We start from the raw sequence: 19354 nt of genomic DNA on the forward strand, positions 1-19354 counted from the left end.
AATGAGAGCTCCCGAGACCATGCATGAAGTCGGCGACCAGCCCGTCGAAAAAGAGCGCCAGATCAAGTCCCCGTTGATCATCGGGGTTGGGGCTTCGCCCGCCGCTCTGGAGAGCATCGAACGGTTCTGCGCCAAACTGACCGTTGGAGCCGACCAGGCGGTCGTGCTGGCGCTTCAACATCATGAGGCCCTCGACGAGTCGCGGTTGCGCCGCGTCCTGCAAAATTCGAACGGGGGCAAGGTCGCCGATGTCAGCGACGGCCAGGCCATCGAAGGCGGCACGATCTATCTGTGTCCGCCGGCGATGATCACGACGATCCAGAACGGCCTTTTCGCGGTCCGGAAGGCCGAGCAGGCGCCCGGCGAGCGGGCCACGATCGACAGCTTCCTGGTGTCGCTGGCGGAAGAACGGGCCGAGCAATCGATCGGCGTCATCTTGGCCGGCACCGGCGGCCACGGCACCCTTGGCACCGCGACGCTGAAGGATCACGGCGGTCTCGCCATCGCCGAAAAGATTGGAGGTGACGAAACCGATCATTTGAAAGACGCCAACACGCCCGCGGCGATCGCCGACTACGTGCTGGCACCAGAGGAGATTCCCGAGCACATCCAGGTCTATGCCCGTCATCTGCGTCGGCTGGACGAGAAGCAGGGCTTTGACGAGGTTCTGGCCGCGGCCGCGACCTCGCTATCGCGCATCGCCGACATCCTGCGCAGCAAGACCGGCAATGATTTCCACGGCTACAAGCAGAACACCTTCCTGCGCCGCGTGCAGCGCCGCATGCAGGTAATCCAGATCGACGAGATCGGCGCCTACGTCGACTATCTGCGCAATGACAAGGACGAGGCGCAGCATCTCTTCAACGACCTCTTGATCGGCGTCACGGAATTTTTCCGCGACAAACGCGAGTTCGAGGTGCTGGAGACGCAGATCGTCCCGAAGATCTTCGAGGGCAAGGCCGCGGGCCAGCAGGTGCGGGTCTGGGTGCTCGGTTGCGCCACGGGAGAGGAGGCCTATTCGATCGGCATCCTCCTGCGCGAGCACATGGCCGGCATGGAATCCGCCCCGCAGGTTCAGATCTTCGCGACCGACATCGACGGCCGGGCCCTGGCGACCGCGCGGGTCGGTCGCTATCGCACCAGCATCGAGGCGGACATGACCAGCGAGCGGCTTGCGCGCTGGTTCGTGCGTGAGGGCGACACTTATTGCGTGGTCAAGGAGCTGCGCGAGATGTGCATCTTCTCGCAGCACAACGTGATCAAGGACGCCCCGTTCTCCAAGCTCGATCTCGTCTCCTGCCGCAACCTGCTGATCTATCTCAACGCGGAATTGCAGAACCGGGTGATCCCTCTGTTCCATTTCGCGCTGCTGCCGGAGCGATATCTGTTCCTCGGCAATTCCGAGAACGTGACGCGGCACCCGAAATTGTTCGCGCCGATCGACCGGCGCGCCCGCATCTTCAAGAAGCTCGAGAACGGCACGCGCTTGCCACCGGAATTTCCGATCACGACCGCCGCGGGGAGGGTACCGCTCGAGGCCCCACCGGTGCGCTCGTTCGGCCCGGACGTTGGGCTGGAGCGCCGCGCGCAGCGGATTGCGGACCGTTATGCCCCGGCCTATGTCATCACCGACGGCAACTTCCAGGTCCTGCACTTTTCCGGGCGCACCGGCCGTTATATCGAGCCGACCGCAGGCGCTGCCACGCTCGACCTGCTCCAGCTCGTGCACCGCGATCTCCGCCTTGAATTGCGCACCGCGCTCAGCCGCGCCGCGGAAACCAATGAGCCCGCCCATGCCGAGCAGGTGCAACTCGGGGTGAACGGCCATCGCCTCCTCGTCGACATCACGGTCGAGCCGATCCAGGAGGGGACCGGCGCCCACCGCAGCTTCGTCGTCCTGTTCAAGGACGGCGCGGTTCGCGCCATCGAGGCCAGCCAGGGCAATCCGAATGCGCTGGTGCGGACCGAGCATGTCGAACGTCTCGAAAGCGAGCTGCGGGCGACGCGGGAGCGCCTCCAGGCGACCATCGAGGAGCTCGAAAGCACCAACGAGGAGCTCAAATCCTCGAACGAGGAATACCAGTCGCTCAATGAGGAGCTTCAGTCTGCCAACGAGGAGCTCGAAACCTCGCGGGAGGAATTGCAATCGGTCAACGAGGAGCTGACCACCGTCAACGGCGAGCTGGCACACCGGGTCCAGGAATTGACGCGCGCCACCAGCGACCTCAAGAATTTCCTCGAAAGCACCCAGATCGCGACGGTGTTCCTCGACAATGATCTGCGGGTGATGAACTTCACGCCGGCGATCACGCAGGTCCTGCATCTCGTGGAAACCGACGCGGGGCGCCCGATCGCGCACATCAAGGCGCGCATCCCGTTCGAAGAGCTCTACGACGACATCCGCGGCGTGCTGCGGACGCTTGCGAGCGCCGAGCGCGAGCTGCGGGCGCCGGACAGCGGCACGCGCTACATCGTGCGCATCCTGCCTTATCGCAGCATCGACAATTTCATCGCCGGCGTCGTCATCACCTTCATCGACGTCACCGCCATCACCCGCGCAGAGGAGCGCCAGCGCCTGCTACTGGCCGAACTCCAGCACCGCGTTCGCAACACGCTCGGCGTGGTGCGCTCGATTGCGCGCCGCTCGGCGGAAACGAGCTCGACCGTGGAGGAATACGCCTCCCATCTGGACGGGCGGCTGAACGCGTTTGCGCGCACCCAGGCGCTGGTGACCCGCGATCCCGAAGGCGGCGTCGATCTCGAATATCTCGTGGTCGAGGAGCTGCTCGCCTACAATGCTCGGGAGGGCGAGCAGATGCGGGTGTCCGGCCCCAAGGTGCGCTTCCAGCCCAAGGCCGCCGAGACCTTCGCGCTTGCGATCCACGAGCTTGCGACCAATGCGCTGAAGTACGGCGCCTTGAGTCAGCCGAGCGGGCGCATCGAGATCTCCTGGCGCGTCGACGAGAGCAGGGAGCCGGCAGAGCTGGTGTTCGAATGGCGCGAGCGGGGCGGGCCGCCCGCGAAGGCGCCCCCGCGGAAGGGCTTTGGCACCGAGCTTCTGGAGCGCACGCTGGCCTTTGAGTTCAAGGGGCAGACCACGCTCGCGTACAACACCGCGGGACTGCAATGCACCATCACGATCCCCCTCAGCAAGCGCACATTCCATACACCGGTAGTGGCTGACTGATGTCGTTGTCGTCGTCCGATCGCAGGGTGGTGGAGCCGGTCATTCGCCGGCTGAGCGCGCTAAGGCCGCTGTCGGCAGAGGCCCGCGCTTCGCTCGAATACGCAATGATCGAGGGCTTGCAACGCGCGGGGTCGGCCGAGGACCTGGTTTCCGAGGGAGATCCCGTCGACAGCGTCCGCATCGTGCTGTCGGGCTGGCTGTGCCGGTACAAGACGCTGGAGGACGGTCGACGCCAGATCGTCAACTTCATCTTTCCCGGCGAGACTTGCGACGCGCATGCGTTCCTGCTGTCGACGATGGACCATTCCATCGCGACGCTGACGCCGGTGACTTATGCCGAGGTCAAGCGCGCCCGCTTCGAAAGCCTGGTGGCGAGCGACCGCACCCTCGCGGAAGCGTTCTGGTGCGAAACCCTCGTCAACAACGCCATCCAGCGCGAATGGGCGATCAATCTCGGCCGCCGCGTCGCGCTGGAACGGGTGGCGCATCTGTTCTGCGAGATCTTCGAGCGGCTTCGCCCGGTCGGGATGGTTGACGGCAATTCCTGCATCATGCCGATCACGCAGATGGATCTCGCTGATGCCACCGGGCTGTCGGTGGTCCATCTCAATCGCACGGTGCAGGAGCTCCGCGCATCGGGTCTGATCGTCCTGCGCGAGCGGACGCTGACGATTCCCGACCTCGATGCGCTCAAGGATGCAGCGCTATATTCGCCAAGCTATCTGCAACTGTATCGAGGGGCGGAATCGCCTCGATGAGGCCGATCCCTGAGGCGACTTGGCCGGTCTATCCTCCGCTGGACGACTAACATCGGTTAGTTTCGATGGACGTGGCCGTCTGCTCCAGCAGGCGCTTCATTCACATGCAGTTGAACAGCGTTGTGTGAACTTGTGAACTTTCAATCCAAGTTAGTCAGTGCATCTTTTTGAGTAATCGGCTCGGAATAACTAACCTATGCGAGGGCGGATGGGCACGCTCCGTCGCAGGATGGCTGATGCCCGACGCCCTGTTAGCCCGCTCCATACGCGCCATCGAAGAGAGCCAAGCCCTTCGGGAGCAGTACCGGCTGTTCATGAATCATTACGGCGAGACCGTGAGTGATTTGCGGGTCGCCATCATGGACAGCGCCATGCTCCGCTCGGAGATCAAGGCTCGCCGGGACAACGAGGAGCCCTGATCGCGATCTGGGATGTCCACCGTCCGCGCTCCAGCTGCACGCGCCGGGAACGGGTTAGATGTCGGCGCGTACCGATGCGCTGATGTCGTGGGCAGAAACCGGAAAAATGAGCGCCACGTCCATCGTCCCCGTTGTGTCCGGTTGTCACCCGGCGGTGCAAAGTGTCAACGCCGCTTGGCCGTTTTGGTTCGCCGGTTGTAGGGCGAGCGGTTGACCGGCCGCAGCGAAATTCCTTCACGCTGGGCCTTGCTGCGAATGGCGGCGACCGGGCGCTGAAGCTTGATGCTCATGACGCCGGTCGGCGTGTTGCCCTTTGCGAGCTGCTTCAGCTTGCTCACATCCGCAGGCGACCAAGGTTGCCGCGCGCGGCGCTTGTACACGGGATTGGCCTTACGTGGTCCCTTGCGGCCGATCGGTGAGCCCGGCCGTTTCCATGCTGCTTTCGCCATGATGATCCTCCTTCAAGTCGTGCTCGCAAGTCGTTCTTGAACATACGAATCAGCATTTCGGTTCCGGCGCAGCGGTAGCCGGCTAGTTGCTATCGCGGACGCGAAATCACGCGGCGTTAACTTATTGAAATGATGGAACCGCAAGTTGCGGCGGAAGCTATGAACGCTGCCGGACCGGGCCGCCCCGTTCGGCAAGCGACAAGCGACTCGGGCCCCGGTGCCCAACCTCCCGCCGGGGCCCAGCTCTTTTCCAACCGCAATGAGCTTGAAAGTCCAAATGACCGCCAAACGTAACCGCAGGAAACAGACCCAATCGCTCCAGGAGCGGCTCGCGACATTCGCCGAGAAAGCTCGCGAGCGTGCGCTCGCCCTGCCGCCCGGCAAGGAGCGGGAGATTCTGTTGCAACGCGCCAAGCAGAATGAAGTGACGTCGAACCTGACTGACTGGCTGAGCGCACCGGTTTACCCGAGACGAGGAGACTGACAGTGGGGAGCATCAAGCACTACCGCGCGTTTCAGATCGATCCGGACGGGCATGTGTTCGGATGCATCAATCTCGTCTGCGACAATGACGAGCAGGCCAAGCGTGAAGCCGCCGCGCTCGTCCTCGTCCACCGCATCGAGCTGTGGCGGCTCGACCAGCGCATCGCGCGCTTCGATACGCCGCAGGACGTCGTGCGCCAATAGGTCTTGGGAACCGCGCGCAGCGCCCCGGGTTGGTCGGATACCGACTTCGCCAGGAGCCTGCATGACGGAAGCTGACGTTCGCAAGGGGATGCCGCCCGTCAAGCTGTCGCGCGAGGAGTTCGAGCGGCGTTACAGGAGCGGGTTCGTCGATCCCGCCTTTGCGCCGTTGCAACGCGAGCTCGATGCCATCGTCGGCGCCGCCTGGGACGCCTACAGCCATTCGCGCAAGGCCCCGAAGACGCGAAAGGCGGGGCCAGGCTTCGCTGATCCCGACTACGATATCGCCATCGACTGGCTGGACGCGCGCGCCAGGATCCTGGAAGCGCAGCGGCGGCACGACGCTGCCGACGAGACCCCGCGCATCCTCATCATCAACGGCTCGGCCCGCAGCGAGCACACCTGTCCCGGCGAGATGTCCAAGACCTGGCGACTTGTCGAGCTGGCCGAGCCTGTTTTCGTCGAGATGGGATTTGCCGTCGACCTTCTCGATCTGTCGCGGCTCGCCTCGGAGTTCGGCAAGAACATCCACCCTTGCAAATCCTGCGTCGGCACCGCGATGCCGCTGTGCCACTGGCCGTGCAGCTGCTATCCGAACTATTCGCTGGGACAGACCGGCGACTGGATGAACGAGATCTACCCGCTCTGGGTCGCAGCGCACGGCATCCTGATCGTGACACCGGTGAACTGGTATCACGTCCCTGCAGGCCTCAAGGCGATGATGGACCGCATGGTCTGCGCCGACGGCGGCAATCCCGATCCGACCTCGACCCACGGCAAGAAGGCCGCGGAGGCCAAGGCCATGGAGCTGAAGGGCTGGTCCTATCCGCGCCATCTTGCTGGCCGCCATTTCGGCCTCGTCGTCCACGGCGATGCCGTCGGCGCCGAGGGCGTGCGCCGCGCCTTGTCGGACTGGCTCACCGACATGCAGCTGATCTCAGCGGGCCGCTTCGCCGAGCTCGACGGATACCTCGGCTACATGGAGCCCTATGCGACCTCGCATCGCGAGCTCGATGACGACCGCGAATTCCAGCGGGAGGTGCAGAATGCAGCGCGCGCGCTCGGCAACGCGGTTCGCCTGGCGCGGAGCGGGCAACTAGAAGACCCAGGCGCCCGCCTTGCGGATCCAAACCCGAAATGACCAGCGCGCCTCCGCTCGATTGCCTGATCGTCGGGGGCGGCCCCGCCGGGCTGATGGCCGCGATCTACCTCGCGCGTTTCCGCCGCAGCGTCTGCGTCGTGGACGCCGGTGCGAGCAGGGCGGCGCTGATCCCGCGCAGTCACAACGTCCCGGGGTTCGTCCACGGCCTGTCCGGCCCCGAGCTGATCGATCGCATGTCGGCGCAACTGGAGGAGCTCGCCGTTACGCGCGTGACGTCCGAGGTCACGGCCCTGCAGCGGCATGAACGCGGCTTTCGTGCAACATGGGACGGCGGCTTGCACGAGGCCGCCACCGTCGTTCTCGCCTGCGGCATCGTCGACACCCATCCGCCCTTCGCCGAATGGCGCGCGGCGGTCGCGGACGGACTGCTGCGCTACTGCCCGATCTGCGACGCCTTCGAGGCGCGCGGCCGCCGCATCGGCGTCGTCGGCCCGCTCGATCGTGCTGCCGGAAAGGCGCTGTTCCTGCGTGGCTACTCGCAAGACGTGACGCTGCTCGCAATCGGGCCGGATGACGCAAAAGCTGCCACCTCGGAGCTGTCCGAGGCGGGTGTCGGAATCGTGTTCGCGCCCGAGCTGCAACTGGCGCGGAGAGGCGAGGGCGTCGAAGCACTCTTCGCGGACGGTCGCACGGCGCAATTCGACATGATTTATCCCGTGATGGGCGCAGAAGTCCGTTCGCAGCTCGCGACGGCTCTCGGTGCCGACCACACCTCGGATGGCCATCTGAAAGTCGACGACCATCAGCGCACCTCGATCGAGGGTCTCTATGGCATTGGCGACGTCGTCACCGATCTGCACCAGATCTCGGTCGCCTTCGGCCACGCCGCGATTGCCGCCTGCACGATCCACAATAGCTTGCCGCGGCGTCTTGCCTAGCCACACGTCACAATCGACCGGAACCAGGAACGAACTGAAGTGCAGAGCCTTGGTTGGGCGGGACAGGGGTGACGCGCAACTGGAGACAACGGATGGCTCAATCCGAAGACATGACCCGCTGCATCGGCCTCTGCATGAGCTGCTACCAGACGTGCCTTGGCACGGCCATGAACCACTGCCTCGAGACCGGTGGCAAGCACGTCGAGCCGAAGCACTTCCGCCTGATGATGGCCTGCGCCGAAATGTGCCGGACGGCCGCGCATTTCATGCTGATCAACACGCCGCATCACAAGCACACCTGCGGTGAATGCGCCGAAATCTGCACCGAATGCGCCGAGGATTGCGAGCGGATCGGCGGCATGGACGAATGTGTCGCGATGTGCCGCTCCTGCGCTCAATCCTGCCGCGCGATGGCGGCCTGAGGGACGAAGCCCATGCTGGAAGAAAAGCTCAAACAGGCCATCATCGATGAACTGAACCGGCAGGCGGCCGACCGGCCCCAAGCGCTGAAGATTCAAGGAGCGGACGCCGCGCAAGACTCGGAGGAGCTGACCGTCAACGGCAAGGTCGATCTTGGCGCGCTGGTCATGGTGGTCGCAGGATCGGTTGCCGGCGGTCCTTAATCCGCCGCGTCAGCCATATTCCTCGCCGATACCGTACTCCCGGTAGATCTCCAGCGGGTCGAGGTCTGGGAAGAGGCGGCATTTGGCCTGCGCGAGGTGCAGGCTCACGGCCGCCGGCTCCTTGCCGTTCGAGAGCAGCTTGCGGATGTCGTCCATATGCGCGTTCGGCCGGTGCTTCGGCGCGAGCTGCTCCAGCGCGACCAGCGCGGTCGCGAGGGCCTCGGTCAGCACCCATTCGTCGTGGCCCGTGATTCCCTTCTTCGGCATCGGCAGACCCCACATGTGGCGACGGTCGATAGTCTATCGCGACTTCAGCCAAATCGCCATTGAACCGTTGCGGGCCGGCCGCGTGCTGTCAGCTTGCATTATGGTCGCGTGTGGCTAAAAGGCGGCGAGTTGCGGCGCGATAGTATCTTTGTTGAAACAAACTCGGCGTAGATGGGCCCGCACGGCATCCAGGCCGGCTGTTCCAGTCTGGGCACCTGATCCCGCGCGCGACGCTTCCGTTGCGCGACCCTTCAAGGCTCGAGCCACCATGGTTTTTCTCAGCTTCGTCTACCGCTTCCTCACCAATTTCGCGTTCATGGCGGTGGTCTATTTCAGCTTGAACTTTATGGAGAAGTATCCGAACCGGGCGATCCTCGCGATCCTGGTTCTGGTCTATGCCGCCATGCGCGCCGCCTCGACGCTGCGCGCGTTCTATTTCTTCCAGAAGATCGAGAGGCTGGAGGCCGAGACGCGGCGGCTACAGGCGCCGATCAACGACGGTTCGGGCGGAACCACGGCGCGCAAGCAGGTCGTCGCCGACGTTGCGCGGCTGCGGCGCGACGGCGAGCTCAAGTCCTATATGGACCTGTTCTTCCTGGCGCTGATCGTGCTGCTCTGCGTTGCCGCCATCATGCGGCAGTAGGACTCACGCGCGCTTCTTCAGGCTGGCAACGCGAGTCGGACGCGGTGCGGCGCTCTTGGGCAAAATGCTTGTCGGCGCAGCGCCGGCGGCCTGTGCAGCGTGCTTGGGTGCGCCATGCGCAGCATGCGCCGTCCGGTGGCCCTGCGGCTTGACCTGCGACCCGGCTGTCTTGCCCTTTGCCGCCTTGTCCTTGGCCGGATGAGGCCTTTCCGCCGCCATCGCAAGCCGCGTCGCGGCGCGCCGCGACAAAGTCGTCGACAGCAGCACCTCGACCGAGCCCTCCGGGATCGCGAACAGATCGCGGCCGGGCACGGGCAGGACGGATGCGACGTCCATCCGGCCCTTGGTCCGGCGCGGCAGCAGCGGCTGATGCTCAGCCTGCGCATTGAGATCGGCGAGCAGGGGCGCCGGCAGCGTCTTGGTCTGTGCGAACACGAAGTTCGGCACGCGCGGCCAGCGCGCGATCGGCGTCGTCTCCGTCGGCGGATGCAGCAGCCATTCCACCGGCGTCGTCGGCGTCGCCGGCCGGTCAGCGGTCGCCGGCACCACGTGCACGATGCGATAGCCCTTCGCCTTGAGGTCGCGGATGATCTTCGGCAGCGCCGCTACCGTGCGGGCCTGGATATCGTGCAGCAGCAGGATGCCCTTGCCCTTAGCCTCCAGCCGCTGGATCGCGAGCTGATAGACGCGATCGGACGAGACGGGTCGCCAATCGTCGGCCGGGAAATCGGCGCTCCAGACCTGGATGCCGCGGGAGATCAGCAGGTTCTCGACGCCTTCGGCGCGCATCAAGCCGGGAATGCGGAAGAAGGGTGCCAGCTTGGACGGATCGGTCATCGCGGCCTTGGTCCATTCGATGCCGCCATTGATCTCGGCTTCGGCCTTCTCGACCGGCATGCGGTCGAATGTCAGCGGATGGTCCATGCTGTGGGTGCCGACGGTGTGCCCGGCCGCGACCAGCTTGCGCACGCCTTCCGGATTGGCCTTGGCCTGGTTGCCGACGATGAAGAAGGTGGCCTTGATGCACTCGTCCGCGAGGATCTGGAGCACCTGGTTGGAATATTTCGGTATCGGACCGTCATCGAAGGTCAGGACCACTTCATGGTCCTTCAGCGGCAGCGTCTCGCGGTACTGCATGGTGCCGATCAGCGGATGCTCGCGCGGGTCGACCACGAGGGTCCGGGACGTGCCGAGCGCATCCGGGCGGCCTGGACAGTCGGCTGCAAATGCTGCCGAAGAAGCGGTGGTCAGCAATCCCAACAACAGGCCAAGGGATAGGCCTAGGGATTGGCTAAGGGCGGTCCACGATCGCGTCCGCAAAACAACGCCACTTCCGATCATGAACCTTCGTCTGCCCCCATATGCGATTGCCGCCTAAGTAGGTCGGAGACATCAGGAAACGGTTCAGGCGCGAAGCACCCTTTCCGTCACAAAGTCCCCCTCCATTTGGACGGGGTAGCATGAACAGAGTGTTAATTGGCCCGAAATCACCCCATTTTGCGCTGCCGTGACATTCCGGCATCAGCGCGCATCGGCATTCTTTGATGTGCCCGCGGGCACGATGTGAACCACCCGATAGCTGTTTTCCCTGAGATACCGCAGGAAGGCCGGCATGATCGCCGCCGTGCGCGCCTTGGGGTCGTGGAAGAGGATGATGCCCTTGCCCGCGGCGGCCAGGCGCTCGGTGACGAGCTTCAATTCCTGCTCCGGCGTGATCTCGGTCCAGTCGCTGGCCCACAGGTCGGCGCCGAACACCACGATGCCGCGGGTCTGGAGCAGGTCGAGCAGCGCCGGCGTCGATTCGAAATAGGGGAAGCGGAAGAACGGTGTCGAGGGCGTCGTCGTCGAGGCGCCCTTCAGCGCCATCTCGTCGGCCGCGATGCCGCGGTCGATCTCGCTCTTTGCCTTGTCGAACGGGATCCGCGCCATGAACGGATGCGAGAAGGTGTGATGGCCGATGGTGTGGCCTTCGCGCGCGATGCGCTTAACCATGTCCGGATGCTGGGAGGCGTGCAGGCCGATCAGGAAGAAGGTCGCGCGCACGCATTCCTGCGCCAGCGCCGCCAGAACCTTCGATGTTGTCGGCGGGTTCGGCCCGTCGTCGAAGGTCAGCACGACCTCGCGATCGGCGAGCGGCAGCGTCTGCGGAAAGCTCTTCAGGCCGACGCGCGGGGTGGTTCTGGCATCGACGCTCAACACCCGCGAGGTGCCGAGCGCGTCCTTGCGCGGGCACTCGGCGGCTTTGAGCGTGCCCGTGCAGACGACGCCGGCCAGCACCGCGCCCAGCGCCATCGAGGTCCATTGCGGCCGAGGCATCTTTGTCATTGCGCTCGCAGTTCGCTTGTGGGTATTGGCTGACCGTCAGCCCAGACCATCTGATCCAACCTGTCGAACGGCGAGGCGCGCCATGGATGAACATATGGACGTTGCCCCATCCGCCGCGGATTCGGTACTCGACCACGTGCCGATGCGCAACGAGGACGGCGACATCAGGCATGAATTCGTCGAGGAGATCGCCCGTGCGATCGAGGCCGCAGACTCGGCGCAGCTGCGCGCTATCGTCGCGGAGCTGCACGAGGCCGACCTCGGCGACCTCATCGGTGCATTGCAGCCCGACGACCGCGTCCGCCTGGTCGAGCTGACCGGGCGCGACTTCGACTTCTCCGCGCTCAACGAGGTCGACGAGGCCGTGCGCGAGGAGATCCTCGAGGAGCTGCCGCCGGAGACGGTCGCGGAAGGTGTCCGCGAGCTCGAATCCGACGACGCGGTCGAGCTCTTGGAAACCCTCGACGCCAAGGACCAGGAGGAAATTCTCGAGAAGCTGCCGCTGAAGGAGCGCGTCGCGCTCGAGCGCAGCCTGCTTTATCCGGAGAATTCCGCCGGCCGCCGGATGCAGACCGAGTTCATCGCCGTGCCCCAGGAGTTCACCGTCGGCCAGGCGATCGACTATATGCGCGAGACGCCGGATCTGCCCGACCGCTTCTACGAGATCTACGTCGTCGACAAGGACCAGCACTGGCAGGGGGCGGTGCCGCTCGACGTGCTCCTGCGCGCCCGCCGCCCGGTGCCGCTCACCGAGCTCACCGACGAGGACCGCCGCCGCGTCTCCGTCCTGGAGGACCAGGAGGAGGTGGCGCGCATGTTCGGCAAGTACAATCTCGTCGCGGCGCCCGTGCTCGACACCCAGGACCGCCTGGTCGGCGTCATCACCGTCGACGACGTCGTCGACGTCATCGAGGAGGAGGCCGACGAGGACCTCAAGGCGCTCGGCGGCGTCACCAGCGACGAAGAGCTGTCGGACACGTTTCTCACCATCGCGCGCGGCCGCTTCAACTGGCTGCTGGTCAATCTCGCCACCGCCTTCCTCGCGTCCTCGGTGCTCGGCCTGTTCGAGGGGCAGCTCGAGAAGATGGTGGCGCTCGCCGTGCTGGCGCCGATCGTGGCGAGCCAGGGCGGCAATGCCGCGACCCAGACCATGACCGTCGCGGTGCGCGCGCTCGCGACGCGCGAGCTCGGCTCCTTCAACGCCTGGCGCGTGGTGATGCGCGAGGCGCTGGTCGGCCTCGTCAACGGTCTCGCCTTCGCCGTGATCACCGGCATCGCCGCGGTGGCCTGGTTCAAGATCCCGGGACTCGGCATCGTCATCGGGCTTGCCATCATCTGCAACCTCGTCGCCGGCGCGCTCGGCGGCATCCTGATCCCGATGGCGCTCGACCGCGTCAGGGCGGACCCTGCGGTGGCGTCCGGCACGTTCGTCACCACCGTGACCGACGTCGTCGGCTTCTTCTCCTTCCTCGGCATCGCGACGCTCTGGTTCGGATTGAAGTAGGGGCACGCACGCGCCCTCTCTCCTCGTCATTGCGAGCGCAGCGAAGCAATCCAGGCTATCACCGCGGTGGGATTCTGGATTGCTTCGTCGCAAGGGCTCCTCGCAATGACGGGGACGGCAGCGGGGCAGCTTCACTCTCTCCCTGCCGCGTGCGTCCGGGCCACGAGACCACATGTGCGGCCAGCTATCTTTAATCCGAACTTAAGCGACCTGCCGCATCATCCCCGTGCTTGGGGGAATGGGCATGCGGTTGCGGCTGAAGGCGGACGGACGGATCGTCGAATTGCGGGACGGGCAGGAGTTTCCGGTCCAGCCGGCGGCCGATGCCGCGCCGGCGGTTGCCAGCTCGCTCGCGGTGCGCGATTTGCGCCGGCGCGCCTGCCTTACCCAGATGGAGTTCGCCGCAAAGCTCGGCGTCCCCGTCGAGACCATCCGCAACTGGGAGCAGGGCAAGCGCGCCCCGCGGGGACCGGCGCGCGCGCTGCTCGCCGTGATCGCGCATGCGCCCGATACGGTGTTCCAGGCGCTCGCCAAGGTCTGACGCGAACCTCTCGTTAGGCTTGCCGTCAGACTTGCACCGAGATCCGGCCCCGGCAGCCGCGCATGCGTTGGCAGCGTCGTGGGCCAGGTCCATAATGTCGCCTGGATGATCTCGGGGTTGCCGCAACAGTGAGGATTCCTCATGCTGTTCGTCGAGGCCAATGGTGCAAGGATTCCGTCGATCGGGCTGGGGACCTGGGAGCTGAGCGGAAGGCTTGCCGCCCGCGTGGTCGAGCAGGCGCTGCGGCTCGGCTATCGCCACATCGACACCGCGCAGGCCTATGAAAATGAGCGCGAGGTCGGCGACGGCTTGCGGGCCTCGGGCGTGCGCCGCGACGATATCTTCCTGACCACGAAAGTCTGGACCAACCATTTCGCGCCTCATGACCTCGAGCGTTCGGTCAAGGAGAGCCTTGCCCGCATGCGGCTTTCGAGCGTCGACCTGTTGCTGCTGCACTGGCCCAATTCGCACGTGCCGCTGGCGGAGACGCTCGGCGCGCTGTCGCATGCGAAGACGATGGGCCTGACCCGGCACATCGGCGTCTCCAATTTCACGGTGGCGCTGATCGAGCAGGCGGTGGCGTCGTCACCCGAGCCGCTCGTCTGCAACCAGGTCGAATATCATCCTTATCTGAACCAGGCGAAGGTGAGGGCGGCCTGCGATCAGCACGGCCTTGCCCTGGTCGCCTACAGTCCCATCGCCAAGGGGCGCATCAAGACCGACCGGACGCTCGCGGAGATCGGCCGCACCCATCGTAAATCGCCGGCACAGGTGTGCCTGCGCTGGCTGGTGCAGCAGAATGTCGCTGCGATCCCGCGCACCTCCCGCGTCGAACGCCTGTCCGAAAACATCGAAATCTTCGATTTCGAGCTGTCGGACGACGAGATGGGGCGGATCGCGGCGCTTGCCAAGCCGCAAGGCCGCCTGACCGATTTCGGCTTCGCGCCGAAATGGGATTGAGGGGAGCCTGGGGTATGCTAGGACCGCGGCGGCAACCCAAGATCGGTCGATGGAACTGCGGAAGATCATACGGGCGGACATTGCGGCGTCCGCAATCGCGCATCTGACGCTGGTGGCGCTGATCATCGTGATCAGCGAGGTCCATCCGTTTCATGCCGCGCCGACCGAGACCGTGGCCGTCGACATCGTCACGCCCGAACAGGTCAAGGAGGAGATCAAGGAGCAGGAAGCGGCAAAGGAGAAGCAGCCGGAGCCGCCGCCCGACCTGAAGCTGCCGAAGCTCGATTCCACCGACAAGTCCGAAGCCGCGTCCAAGCAGCAGGCCGCGCCATCGCCGCAGGCTTCGCCCGAGCCGCAACCTTCTGAGCAGCAACGTTCTGCGGAGCAACGGACGCCGCCGCAGCCTTCGCCGCCGCAGCCGAGCGAGGCCAAGGCGCAGCCGCAACAGCTTCCGCAGGCCCAGCCTCAACCGATGCCGCAACCGATGCAGCCGCCACCCATGCAACCGCTGCCGTCACAGGCGATGCAGCAGCCCACGACCGTGCCGCCGCCGGCCTACCAGACGCCGCAGCCAGACGTCACCGTCAAATACGGCGTCATGCTCGGCCTGCCGCCCGAATTGCCGACGGAGCTGCCGAAAGACGCCTCCAAGGACGACGGCGGCGACGCCAAGGATTCGATCGCCGCCAAGCTTCCCCCGGAGGTCATCACCGCGCTGCGCCGTCATCTGAGAAGCTGCGCCAAGCTACCGGCCGGGGTCGATCCGACCGACAACGTCAACATCAAGCTGCGCGCGGTATTCGCCACCGACGGCACGCTGTTGCGCGAGCCGATCCTGATGGCGGCTCCGCCATCCGCGAAGGGCGTGGCCATCGTCAAGTCCGCCATGAATGCGCTTCAGAGCTGCCAGCCCTACAAGATGCTGCCGGCCGACAAATATGGAGAATGGAAGGTGTTGGATCTTCCGTTCAGCCCACGGGATTTCGGGGGGTAGCGTGTGTGTGTCGCCCTCTGTCAATCCAGATTCGGAAAAAATATTCCGCTTTACCGAAATTCGGAAACGGCGTATGTGTCGTCCATCCCGGCTCACCCTTGAGGGGCGGTCATGTTGTCGTGTGATCGCAGAGCCGGGCTTGCGGTGGACGCAGCAGCGTCGTGCGCGAAAGCCAAGGGCAGGGCGGATTGCTCTCCGTGAGCCCAAGACTTCGCGTGGACGAACGGCGCTGTCAGGTTCGTCGCGTCATATTCCGAGGGCAACGTGCACAACGCCGTCGGACCCTGTGGCGCCAACGAACCGTGCGTACGGCAAAACCGTGTGGTCCTGGCCGTCGTTGCTACGGTCAAGCCCTGGCGGAGGCGGCATCTGCGTCAACCGGCGCGGGGCCGGTGAATTCCGTGAGGGTGAGGGAGGCCAGAAGGAACTCGGCTCCCGGGAGAGCGCGGCATAAGCCGTCCGACCATCGCGCAGGGAAGGCCGTGTGTTGGGCTTCACCTGTATGCTGCTGTGCGGTTTTCTGCGTGTGCCTTTTGCGCAGCGGACCGCGGGTGCCGCCGGCACCCGGCCTTCCCTGCACCCTCTTGGCTGTGAGGGGTGATCAAGCAAAGCTCGGGCGAATTGAGCCGCGAGGCCGCGAAGCCGTGTCTATAGCCATACACTCAGTGTCATCGTCCGCGAAGGCGGGCGATCCAGTACTCCGAGACAGCAGTGATTGATCGAGACGCCGCCGCGTACTGGATTCCCCGCCTTCGCGGGGAATGACAGCGTTGAATGGGGGCCAACCCTGCCGCCTCATACTCCGTCATTGCGAGGAGCTCGCGACAAAATTGCGTAGCAATTTTGCGCTGATGCGACGAAGCAATCCAGAATCCCTCCGCGGAAAGACTCTGGATTGCTTCGCTGCGCTCGCAATGACGTGGAGAAAGCATGACCCACACTCCGCTCCGTGCCCGGCTCCGCGCTGCAACTTAGGCGCGTTACGCTTGTCCGGAACACGAGTGCTTCAATGACCGCGCCTGGTCTCCCCGCCATCCGCTACCTCCGGCGCCATCGCGGCCCACGCGCTCGACGCGAACTGTCGGCGCCAGGTCACGACCACCACCGCGGCCGTCGTCACGAACAGCACCCAGGGGCTGACGAACCAGCCGAGATAGCCGAGCGCGAAAAAGAAGGCGCGCTGGCCGCGGTTGAAGTGGCGGCCGGCGGATTCGAACAGGCGCGAGGTGCGGATGACATGGGACTCGGCCTCCGGCGTGTCGCGCTGGTCGGCCGGCGGCATGCCGCCGAACAGGATCGCGACGTAGTTGAACAGGCGGTAGGCCCAGGCGAATTTGAAGAAGGCATAGACGCAGATCAGCACGAGCCCAACGCATTTCAGCTCCCACATCGCCGGCGACGTGCTGAGATCGACCGGCAGCTTGCTCAGGATCGTGATCGCATCGTTGGTGGCGTGCAGCAGCGCCAGTGCGCCGCCGAGCGCGAACAGGCTGGTGGAGGCGAAGAAGGCGGTGCCGTTCTGGAGCGAGGCCATGATCTGCATGTCGACCATGCGGGTGTCGCGGTCGAGCAGGCGGCGCACCCAGACTTCCCGATAGCGGTTCATGCGCGCGGACAGGCTGTCGCGTCCATAGACCGAATGCTCCAGCGTCAGCGCATAGACCAGCCATTCGACGATGAAGAAGCCGACGGCGGTGATGTCGACCCAGTGCCTGCTCATGTCCGTCTCCTTGCGGGCCGCAACGATTGCCACGCAGGGCAAGACGCAGCAACGATTGATTGGGGGCAGGCGATGGCGCTAAAAGCGGCTCCCTCCAGGACGCCTCGGGAAGGACTGCTGACATGGCTGCACTGAAACTCGCGATCGGCAACAAGAACTACTCGTCATGGTCGATGCGGCCCTGGCTCGCGCTGCGCGCCAATGACATCCCGTTCGTGGAGACCGTCATCCCGCTTTACACGGACAATCCCGCCGACAAGGAGCAGATCCTGTCCTTCAGCCGCGCCGGCAAGGTGCCGGTGCTGGTCGACGGTGACATCACGGTGTGGGATTCGCTCGCCATCATCGAATACATCGCCGAGCGTTATCCGGAGAAGAAGCTCTGGCCCGACGACGTTGCCGCGCGCGCCCACGCCCGGTCGGTGTGCGCGGAAATGCATTCCGGCTTCATGGCTTTGCGCAACGAATGCGGCATGAACCTCCACCGCCCCGTGCGGCCCGTGACGCTGTCGGCGGACGCCAAGGCCAATATCGCGCGCGTGCAGGAGATCTGGCGCCAATGCCGCACGCGCTACGGCGCGGGGGGACCGTTCCTGTTCGGCCGCTTCGGTGCGGCGGATGCGATGTACGCACCTGTCGTGCACCGCTTCCGCACCTACGCGATCGAGGTCACGCCCGAGACCAAGGCGTATATGGAGACGATGCTGGCGCTGCCGGCGTTCCAGGAATGGACCCGGGACGGCCTTGCCGAAACGCTTCGCATCGCGAAGTTCGAGGACGCCTGATCGCTGGCCCGAACGGGGGAGGCCGATCCGCGTGCCGGCTCACCAATTGTGCCGCGGACCGGCGCCGCCATCGATTCCCTCAAGGCTGCGACACCGGGTGCGACATGTCCGCCGGACCGGGCGCTCCGGCGGTATCACCGGCCTGCCCGCTCTGTTGTTATCAGTCTGAAAAGACTGCAAAAATTACGCATTTGCCATGCGGGCATGGCGCTGGCCAAAACGGCCTTCCGCATGCTATACAGCAGCTGGGTTTCCGGCCGGCCATCGCAGTGGGACCATGGGCGAGGCAGGCGTTGTTTGAGTAATGGAGAGGGTGTTGAAGCACAAATTCCCCGTGGGAACGCGCGTATTGTTCACGGCCAGCAACGTCGCGCGTCCGGCTGCCAGCGGCGCGTATGAGATCATCCGTCTCCTGCCGACCGAAGGCGACGATTGCCAATACCGGATCAAGAGCTCGACCGAAGCCTTCGAGCGTGTCGCCAAGGAAAGCCAGCTCGCGCTCTCCTGAAGACTGTCGCCATCAGCGCACTGGCGCCTCCCGGGGAAATTGTATCCTCTCGCCGTTAAAAGGCCCGGTTCACCTTCACAAGGTGGGCCGGGGGCAGTTGCCGACTCGCGGTGCTCGCTTTGACCATCCGCTCTTTGCTCGCGTGAGGGAACGTCGCGCATGAACTGGGCATGGGCCACTTCGCTCGACCAAATCTGGCGCTCGCCGGCGTTCTCGATGGGGATGACGCTGGCAGCCGCCGGATTCTTCGGGTTGATCCTGCTGGTCACGATGCTGCGCGCCGACAGATCGGTCGCCAATGGCGCACTTGCCGTCGTCACGCTGCTCGCCCTCGCCGTGACGGTGCCCACCACCATGCACCTTTATGGATCGGAGGGGCAGGGTGCGCCGGCGGAGTTGGGGACGCATGCTGCGGTGACGGCGAGCCTGCCTGCGCTGTCCTGTCTCGACGATCTCGCCGGCGATACCGTCGCCGCTGGCTGCGAGCGGGCGCTGTTCGGCGCGCCTGATGCGGCGGCTGCAGCCGTCTCCCACACCGCTGCGAGGATCGACCGGCTGACCGCGCTCGGCGACGTCGCCGCGGCCGAGAAGAGTCTGACGACCGACATGAAGGCGCTGCGCAAATCGCTGGAGCGCGACCGCTACGGCCTCGTCGCGCATGTGCTGGTCGCGCGCGACGGCTGCACGCAGTTCGACTGCGCCGCGTTCCGCTCGCTGACCGACCAGCGGCAGGTCGCTGCCAACATGGAATCCCATCTCTACGACACGCTGGTCGCGCGCTATGCGCCGACCTGGAATGCGCCCGCAAACGTGCTGGCGATGCCGGCCACGGCTGCGCTGGCCGGATTGCCGCCGTCGATGCCGACGGGCAAGCCGACCAATGCCGAGTTCCCGAGCGCCTCGTCGACACCGCCCGTCAGCATCATGAATCCGGAGCCCACGGCGTC

The 19354-nt window shown here is 65.1% G+C and carries 22 protein-coding genes; 17 read left to right on the forward strand and 5 right to left on the reverse strand.

The window, feature by feature from the left end:
• Positions 1–19: 19 nt before the first annotated feature.
• The 3 genes from SE91_RS11945 to SE91_RS11955 all read left to right on the forward strand — a co-directional run bounded on the left by SE91_RS11945 (position 20) and on the right by SE91_RS11955 (position 4364).
• Positions 20–3187, forward strand: a complete 3168-nt coding sequence (locus SE91_RS11945; RefSeq protein WP_082813710.1) for a CheR family methyltransferase — start codon at positions 20–22, stop codon at positions 3185–3187.
• Positions 3187–3945 (forward strand): Crp/Fnr family transcriptional regulator, encoded by a 759-nt coding sequence (locus SE91_RS11950; protein WP_061847745.1) that lies wholly within the window; start codon positions 3187–3189, stop codon positions 3943–3945. Before SE91_RS11945 ends, SE91_RS11950 begins: the two co-directional genes overlap by 1 nt.
• 236 nt (positions 3946–4181) lie before the next feature.
• On the forward strand, positions 4182–4364 hold the full coding sequence (locus SE91_RS11955) for a hypothetical protein (RefSeq protein ID WP_061847746.1): 183 nt from the start codon (positions 4182–4184) through the stop codon (positions 4362–4364).
• Between the two features lie 164 nt (positions 4365–4528).
• Here SE91_RS11955 and SE91_RS11960 read toward each other — a convergent pair whose 3' ends face one another.
• Positions 4529–4813 carry a hypothetical protein gene (locus SE91_RS11960; protein WP_061847747.1) on the reverse strand — a complete coding sequence of 95 codons (285 nt, stop codon included), beginning with the start codon at positions 4811–4813 and terminating at the stop codon, positions 4529–4531.
• 277 nt (positions 4814–5090) lie between these two features.
• Here SE91_RS11960 and SE91_RS11965 point away from each other — a divergent pair, with 277 nt between their 5' ends.
• From SE91_RS11965 to SE91_RS11990, 6 genes are all read left to right on the forward strand, one after another.
• Positions 5091–5297 (forward strand): hypothetical protein, encoded by a 207-nt coding sequence (locus SE91_RS11965; RefSeq protein WP_060737774.1) that lies wholly within the window; start codon positions 5091–5093, stop codon positions 5295–5297.
• 2 nt (positions 5298–5299) lie between these two features.
• Positions 5300–5500 carry a hypothetical protein gene (locus SE91_RS11970; protein WP_008548782.1) on the forward strand — a complete coding sequence of 67 codons (201 nt, stop codon included), beginning with the start codon at positions 5300–5302 and terminating at the stop codon, positions 5498–5500.
• A gap of 61 nt (positions 5501–5561) precedes the next feature.
• Positions 5562–6638 (forward strand): flavodoxin family protein, encoded by a 1077-nt coding sequence (locus tag SE91_RS11975; protein WP_061847748.1) that lies wholly within the window; start codon positions 5562–5564, stop codon positions 6636–6638.
• The gene (locus tag SE91_RS11980) at positions 6635–7537 is read left to right on the forward strand and encodes an NAD(P)/FAD-dependent oxidoreductase (RefSeq protein WP_061847749.1); all 903 of its coding nucleotides are present in this window, start codon (positions 6635–6637) and stop codon (positions 7535–7537) included. Before SE91_RS11975 ends, SE91_RS11980 begins: the two co-directional genes overlap by 4 nt.
• 92 nt (positions 7538–7629) lie before the next feature.
• The gene (locus SE91_RS11985) at positions 7630–7959 is read left to right on the forward strand and encodes a four-helix bundle copper-binding protein (RefSeq protein WP_060736310.1); all 330 of its coding nucleotides are present in this window, start codon (positions 7630–7632) and stop codon (positions 7957–7959) included.
• 12 nt (positions 7960–7971) lie between these two features.
• Entirely contained in the window at positions 7972–8160 is a 189-nt protein-coding gene (locus SE91_RS11990) for a hypothetical protein (RefSeq protein WP_008548775.1), read from the forward strand.
• Between the two features lie 9 nt (positions 8161–8169).
• Here the strand turns inward: SE91_RS11990 and SE91_RS37020 are convergent, their stop codons facing one another.
• Complete coding sequence (locus SE91_RS37020; protein WP_193409732.1) at positions 8170–8427, reverse strand: hypothetical protein; 258 nt, start codon at positions 8425–8427, stop codon at positions 8170–8172.
• Positions 8428–8695: 268 nt separating this feature from the next.
• Between SE91_RS37020 and SE91_RS12000 the strand changes: the two genes are divergently transcribed.
• Positions 8696–9070: a hypothetical protein gene (locus SE91_RS12000; RefSeq protein WP_060736309.1), complete on the forward strand. Its 375-nt coding sequence runs from the start codon at positions 8696–8698 to the stop codon at positions 9068–9070.
• Between the two features lie 3 nt (positions 9071–9073).
• On the opposite strand, the gene SE91_RS12005 is transcribed toward SE91_RS12000, so the two are convergent.
• Positions 9074–10411, reverse strand: a complete 1338-nt coding sequence (locus tag SE91_RS12005) for a polysaccharide deacetylase family protein (RefSeq protein WP_061847750.1) — start codon at positions 10409–10411, stop codon at positions 9074–9076.
• 180 nt (positions 10412–10591) lie between these two features.
• The gene (locus tag SE91_RS12010) at positions 10592–11362 is read right to left on the reverse strand and encodes a polysaccharide deacetylase family protein (protein WP_061847751.1); all 771 of its coding nucleotides are present in this window, start codon (positions 11360–11362) and stop codon (positions 10592–10594) included.
• Positions 11363–11477: 115 nt separating this feature from the next.
• On the opposite strand from SE91_RS12010, the gene mgtE reads away from it, so the two are divergent.
• The 4 genes from mgtE (at position 11478) to tolA (ending at position 15394) form a co-directional block, all read left to right on the forward strand.
• On the forward strand, positions 11478–12899 hold the full coding sequence (gene mgtE / locus SE91_RS12015) for a magnesium transporter (RefSeq protein ID WP_060736306.1): 1422 nt from the start codon (positions 11478–11480) through the stop codon (positions 12897–12899).
• A gap of 238 nt (positions 12900–13137) precedes the next feature.
• On the forward strand, positions 13138–13440 hold the full coding sequence (locus tag SE91_RS12020; protein WP_008548733.1) for a helix-turn-helix domain-containing protein: 303 nt from the start codon (positions 13138–13140) through the stop codon (positions 13438–13440).
• Between the two features lie 141 nt (positions 13441–13581).
• The gene (locus tag SE91_RS12025; protein WP_061847752.1) at positions 13582–14400 is read left to right on the forward strand and encodes an aldo/keto reductase; all 819 of its coding nucleotides are present in this window, start codon (positions 13582–13584) and stop codon (positions 14398–14400) included.
• 49 nt (positions 14401–14449) lie between these two features.
• Positions 14450–15394 (forward strand): cell envelope integrity protein TolA, encoded by a 945-nt coding sequence (gene tolA, locus SE91_RS12030; protein ID WP_061847753.1) that lies wholly within the window; start codon positions 14450–14452, stop codon positions 15392–15394.
• A 1006-nt stretch (positions 15395–16400) separates the two neighbouring features.
• On the opposite strand, the gene SE91_RS12035 is transcribed toward tolA, so the two are convergent.
• The gene (locus tag SE91_RS12035; RefSeq protein WP_061851095.1) at positions 16401–17114 is read right to left on the reverse strand and encodes a DUF599 domain-containing protein; all 714 of its coding nucleotides are present in this window, start codon (positions 17112–17114) and stop codon (positions 16401–16403) included.
• A gap of 122 nt (positions 17115–17236) precedes the next feature.
• Between SE91_RS12035 and SE91_RS12040 the strand changes: the two genes are divergently transcribed.
• The 3 genes from SE91_RS12040 to SE91_RS12050 form a co-directional block, all read left to right on the forward strand.
• Positions 17237–17899 carry a glutathione S-transferase family protein gene (locus SE91_RS12040; RefSeq protein ID WP_008548715.1) on the forward strand — a complete coding sequence of 221 codons (663 nt, stop codon included), beginning with the start codon at positions 17237–17239 and terminating at the stop codon, positions 17897–17899.
• A 304-nt stretch (positions 17900–18203) separates the two neighbouring features.
• The gene (locus SE91_RS12045) at positions 18204–18407 is read left to right on the forward strand and encodes a hypothetical protein (RefSeq protein WP_128926196.1); all 204 of its coding nucleotides are present in this window, start codon (positions 18204–18206) and stop codon (positions 18405–18407) included.
• 159 nt (positions 18408–18566) lie between these two features.
• Positions 18567–19354: hypothetical protein (locus tag SE91_RS12050; RefSeq protein WP_063921295.1), on the forward strand; the 788-nt coding region annotated here is incomplete at its 3' end.

Source organism: Bradyrhizobium sp. DOA1 (genome assembly GCF_001593325.1).
Classification (GTDB): Bacteria; Pseudomonadota; Alphaproteobacteria; order Rhizobiales; family Xanthobacteraceae; genus Bradyrhizobium.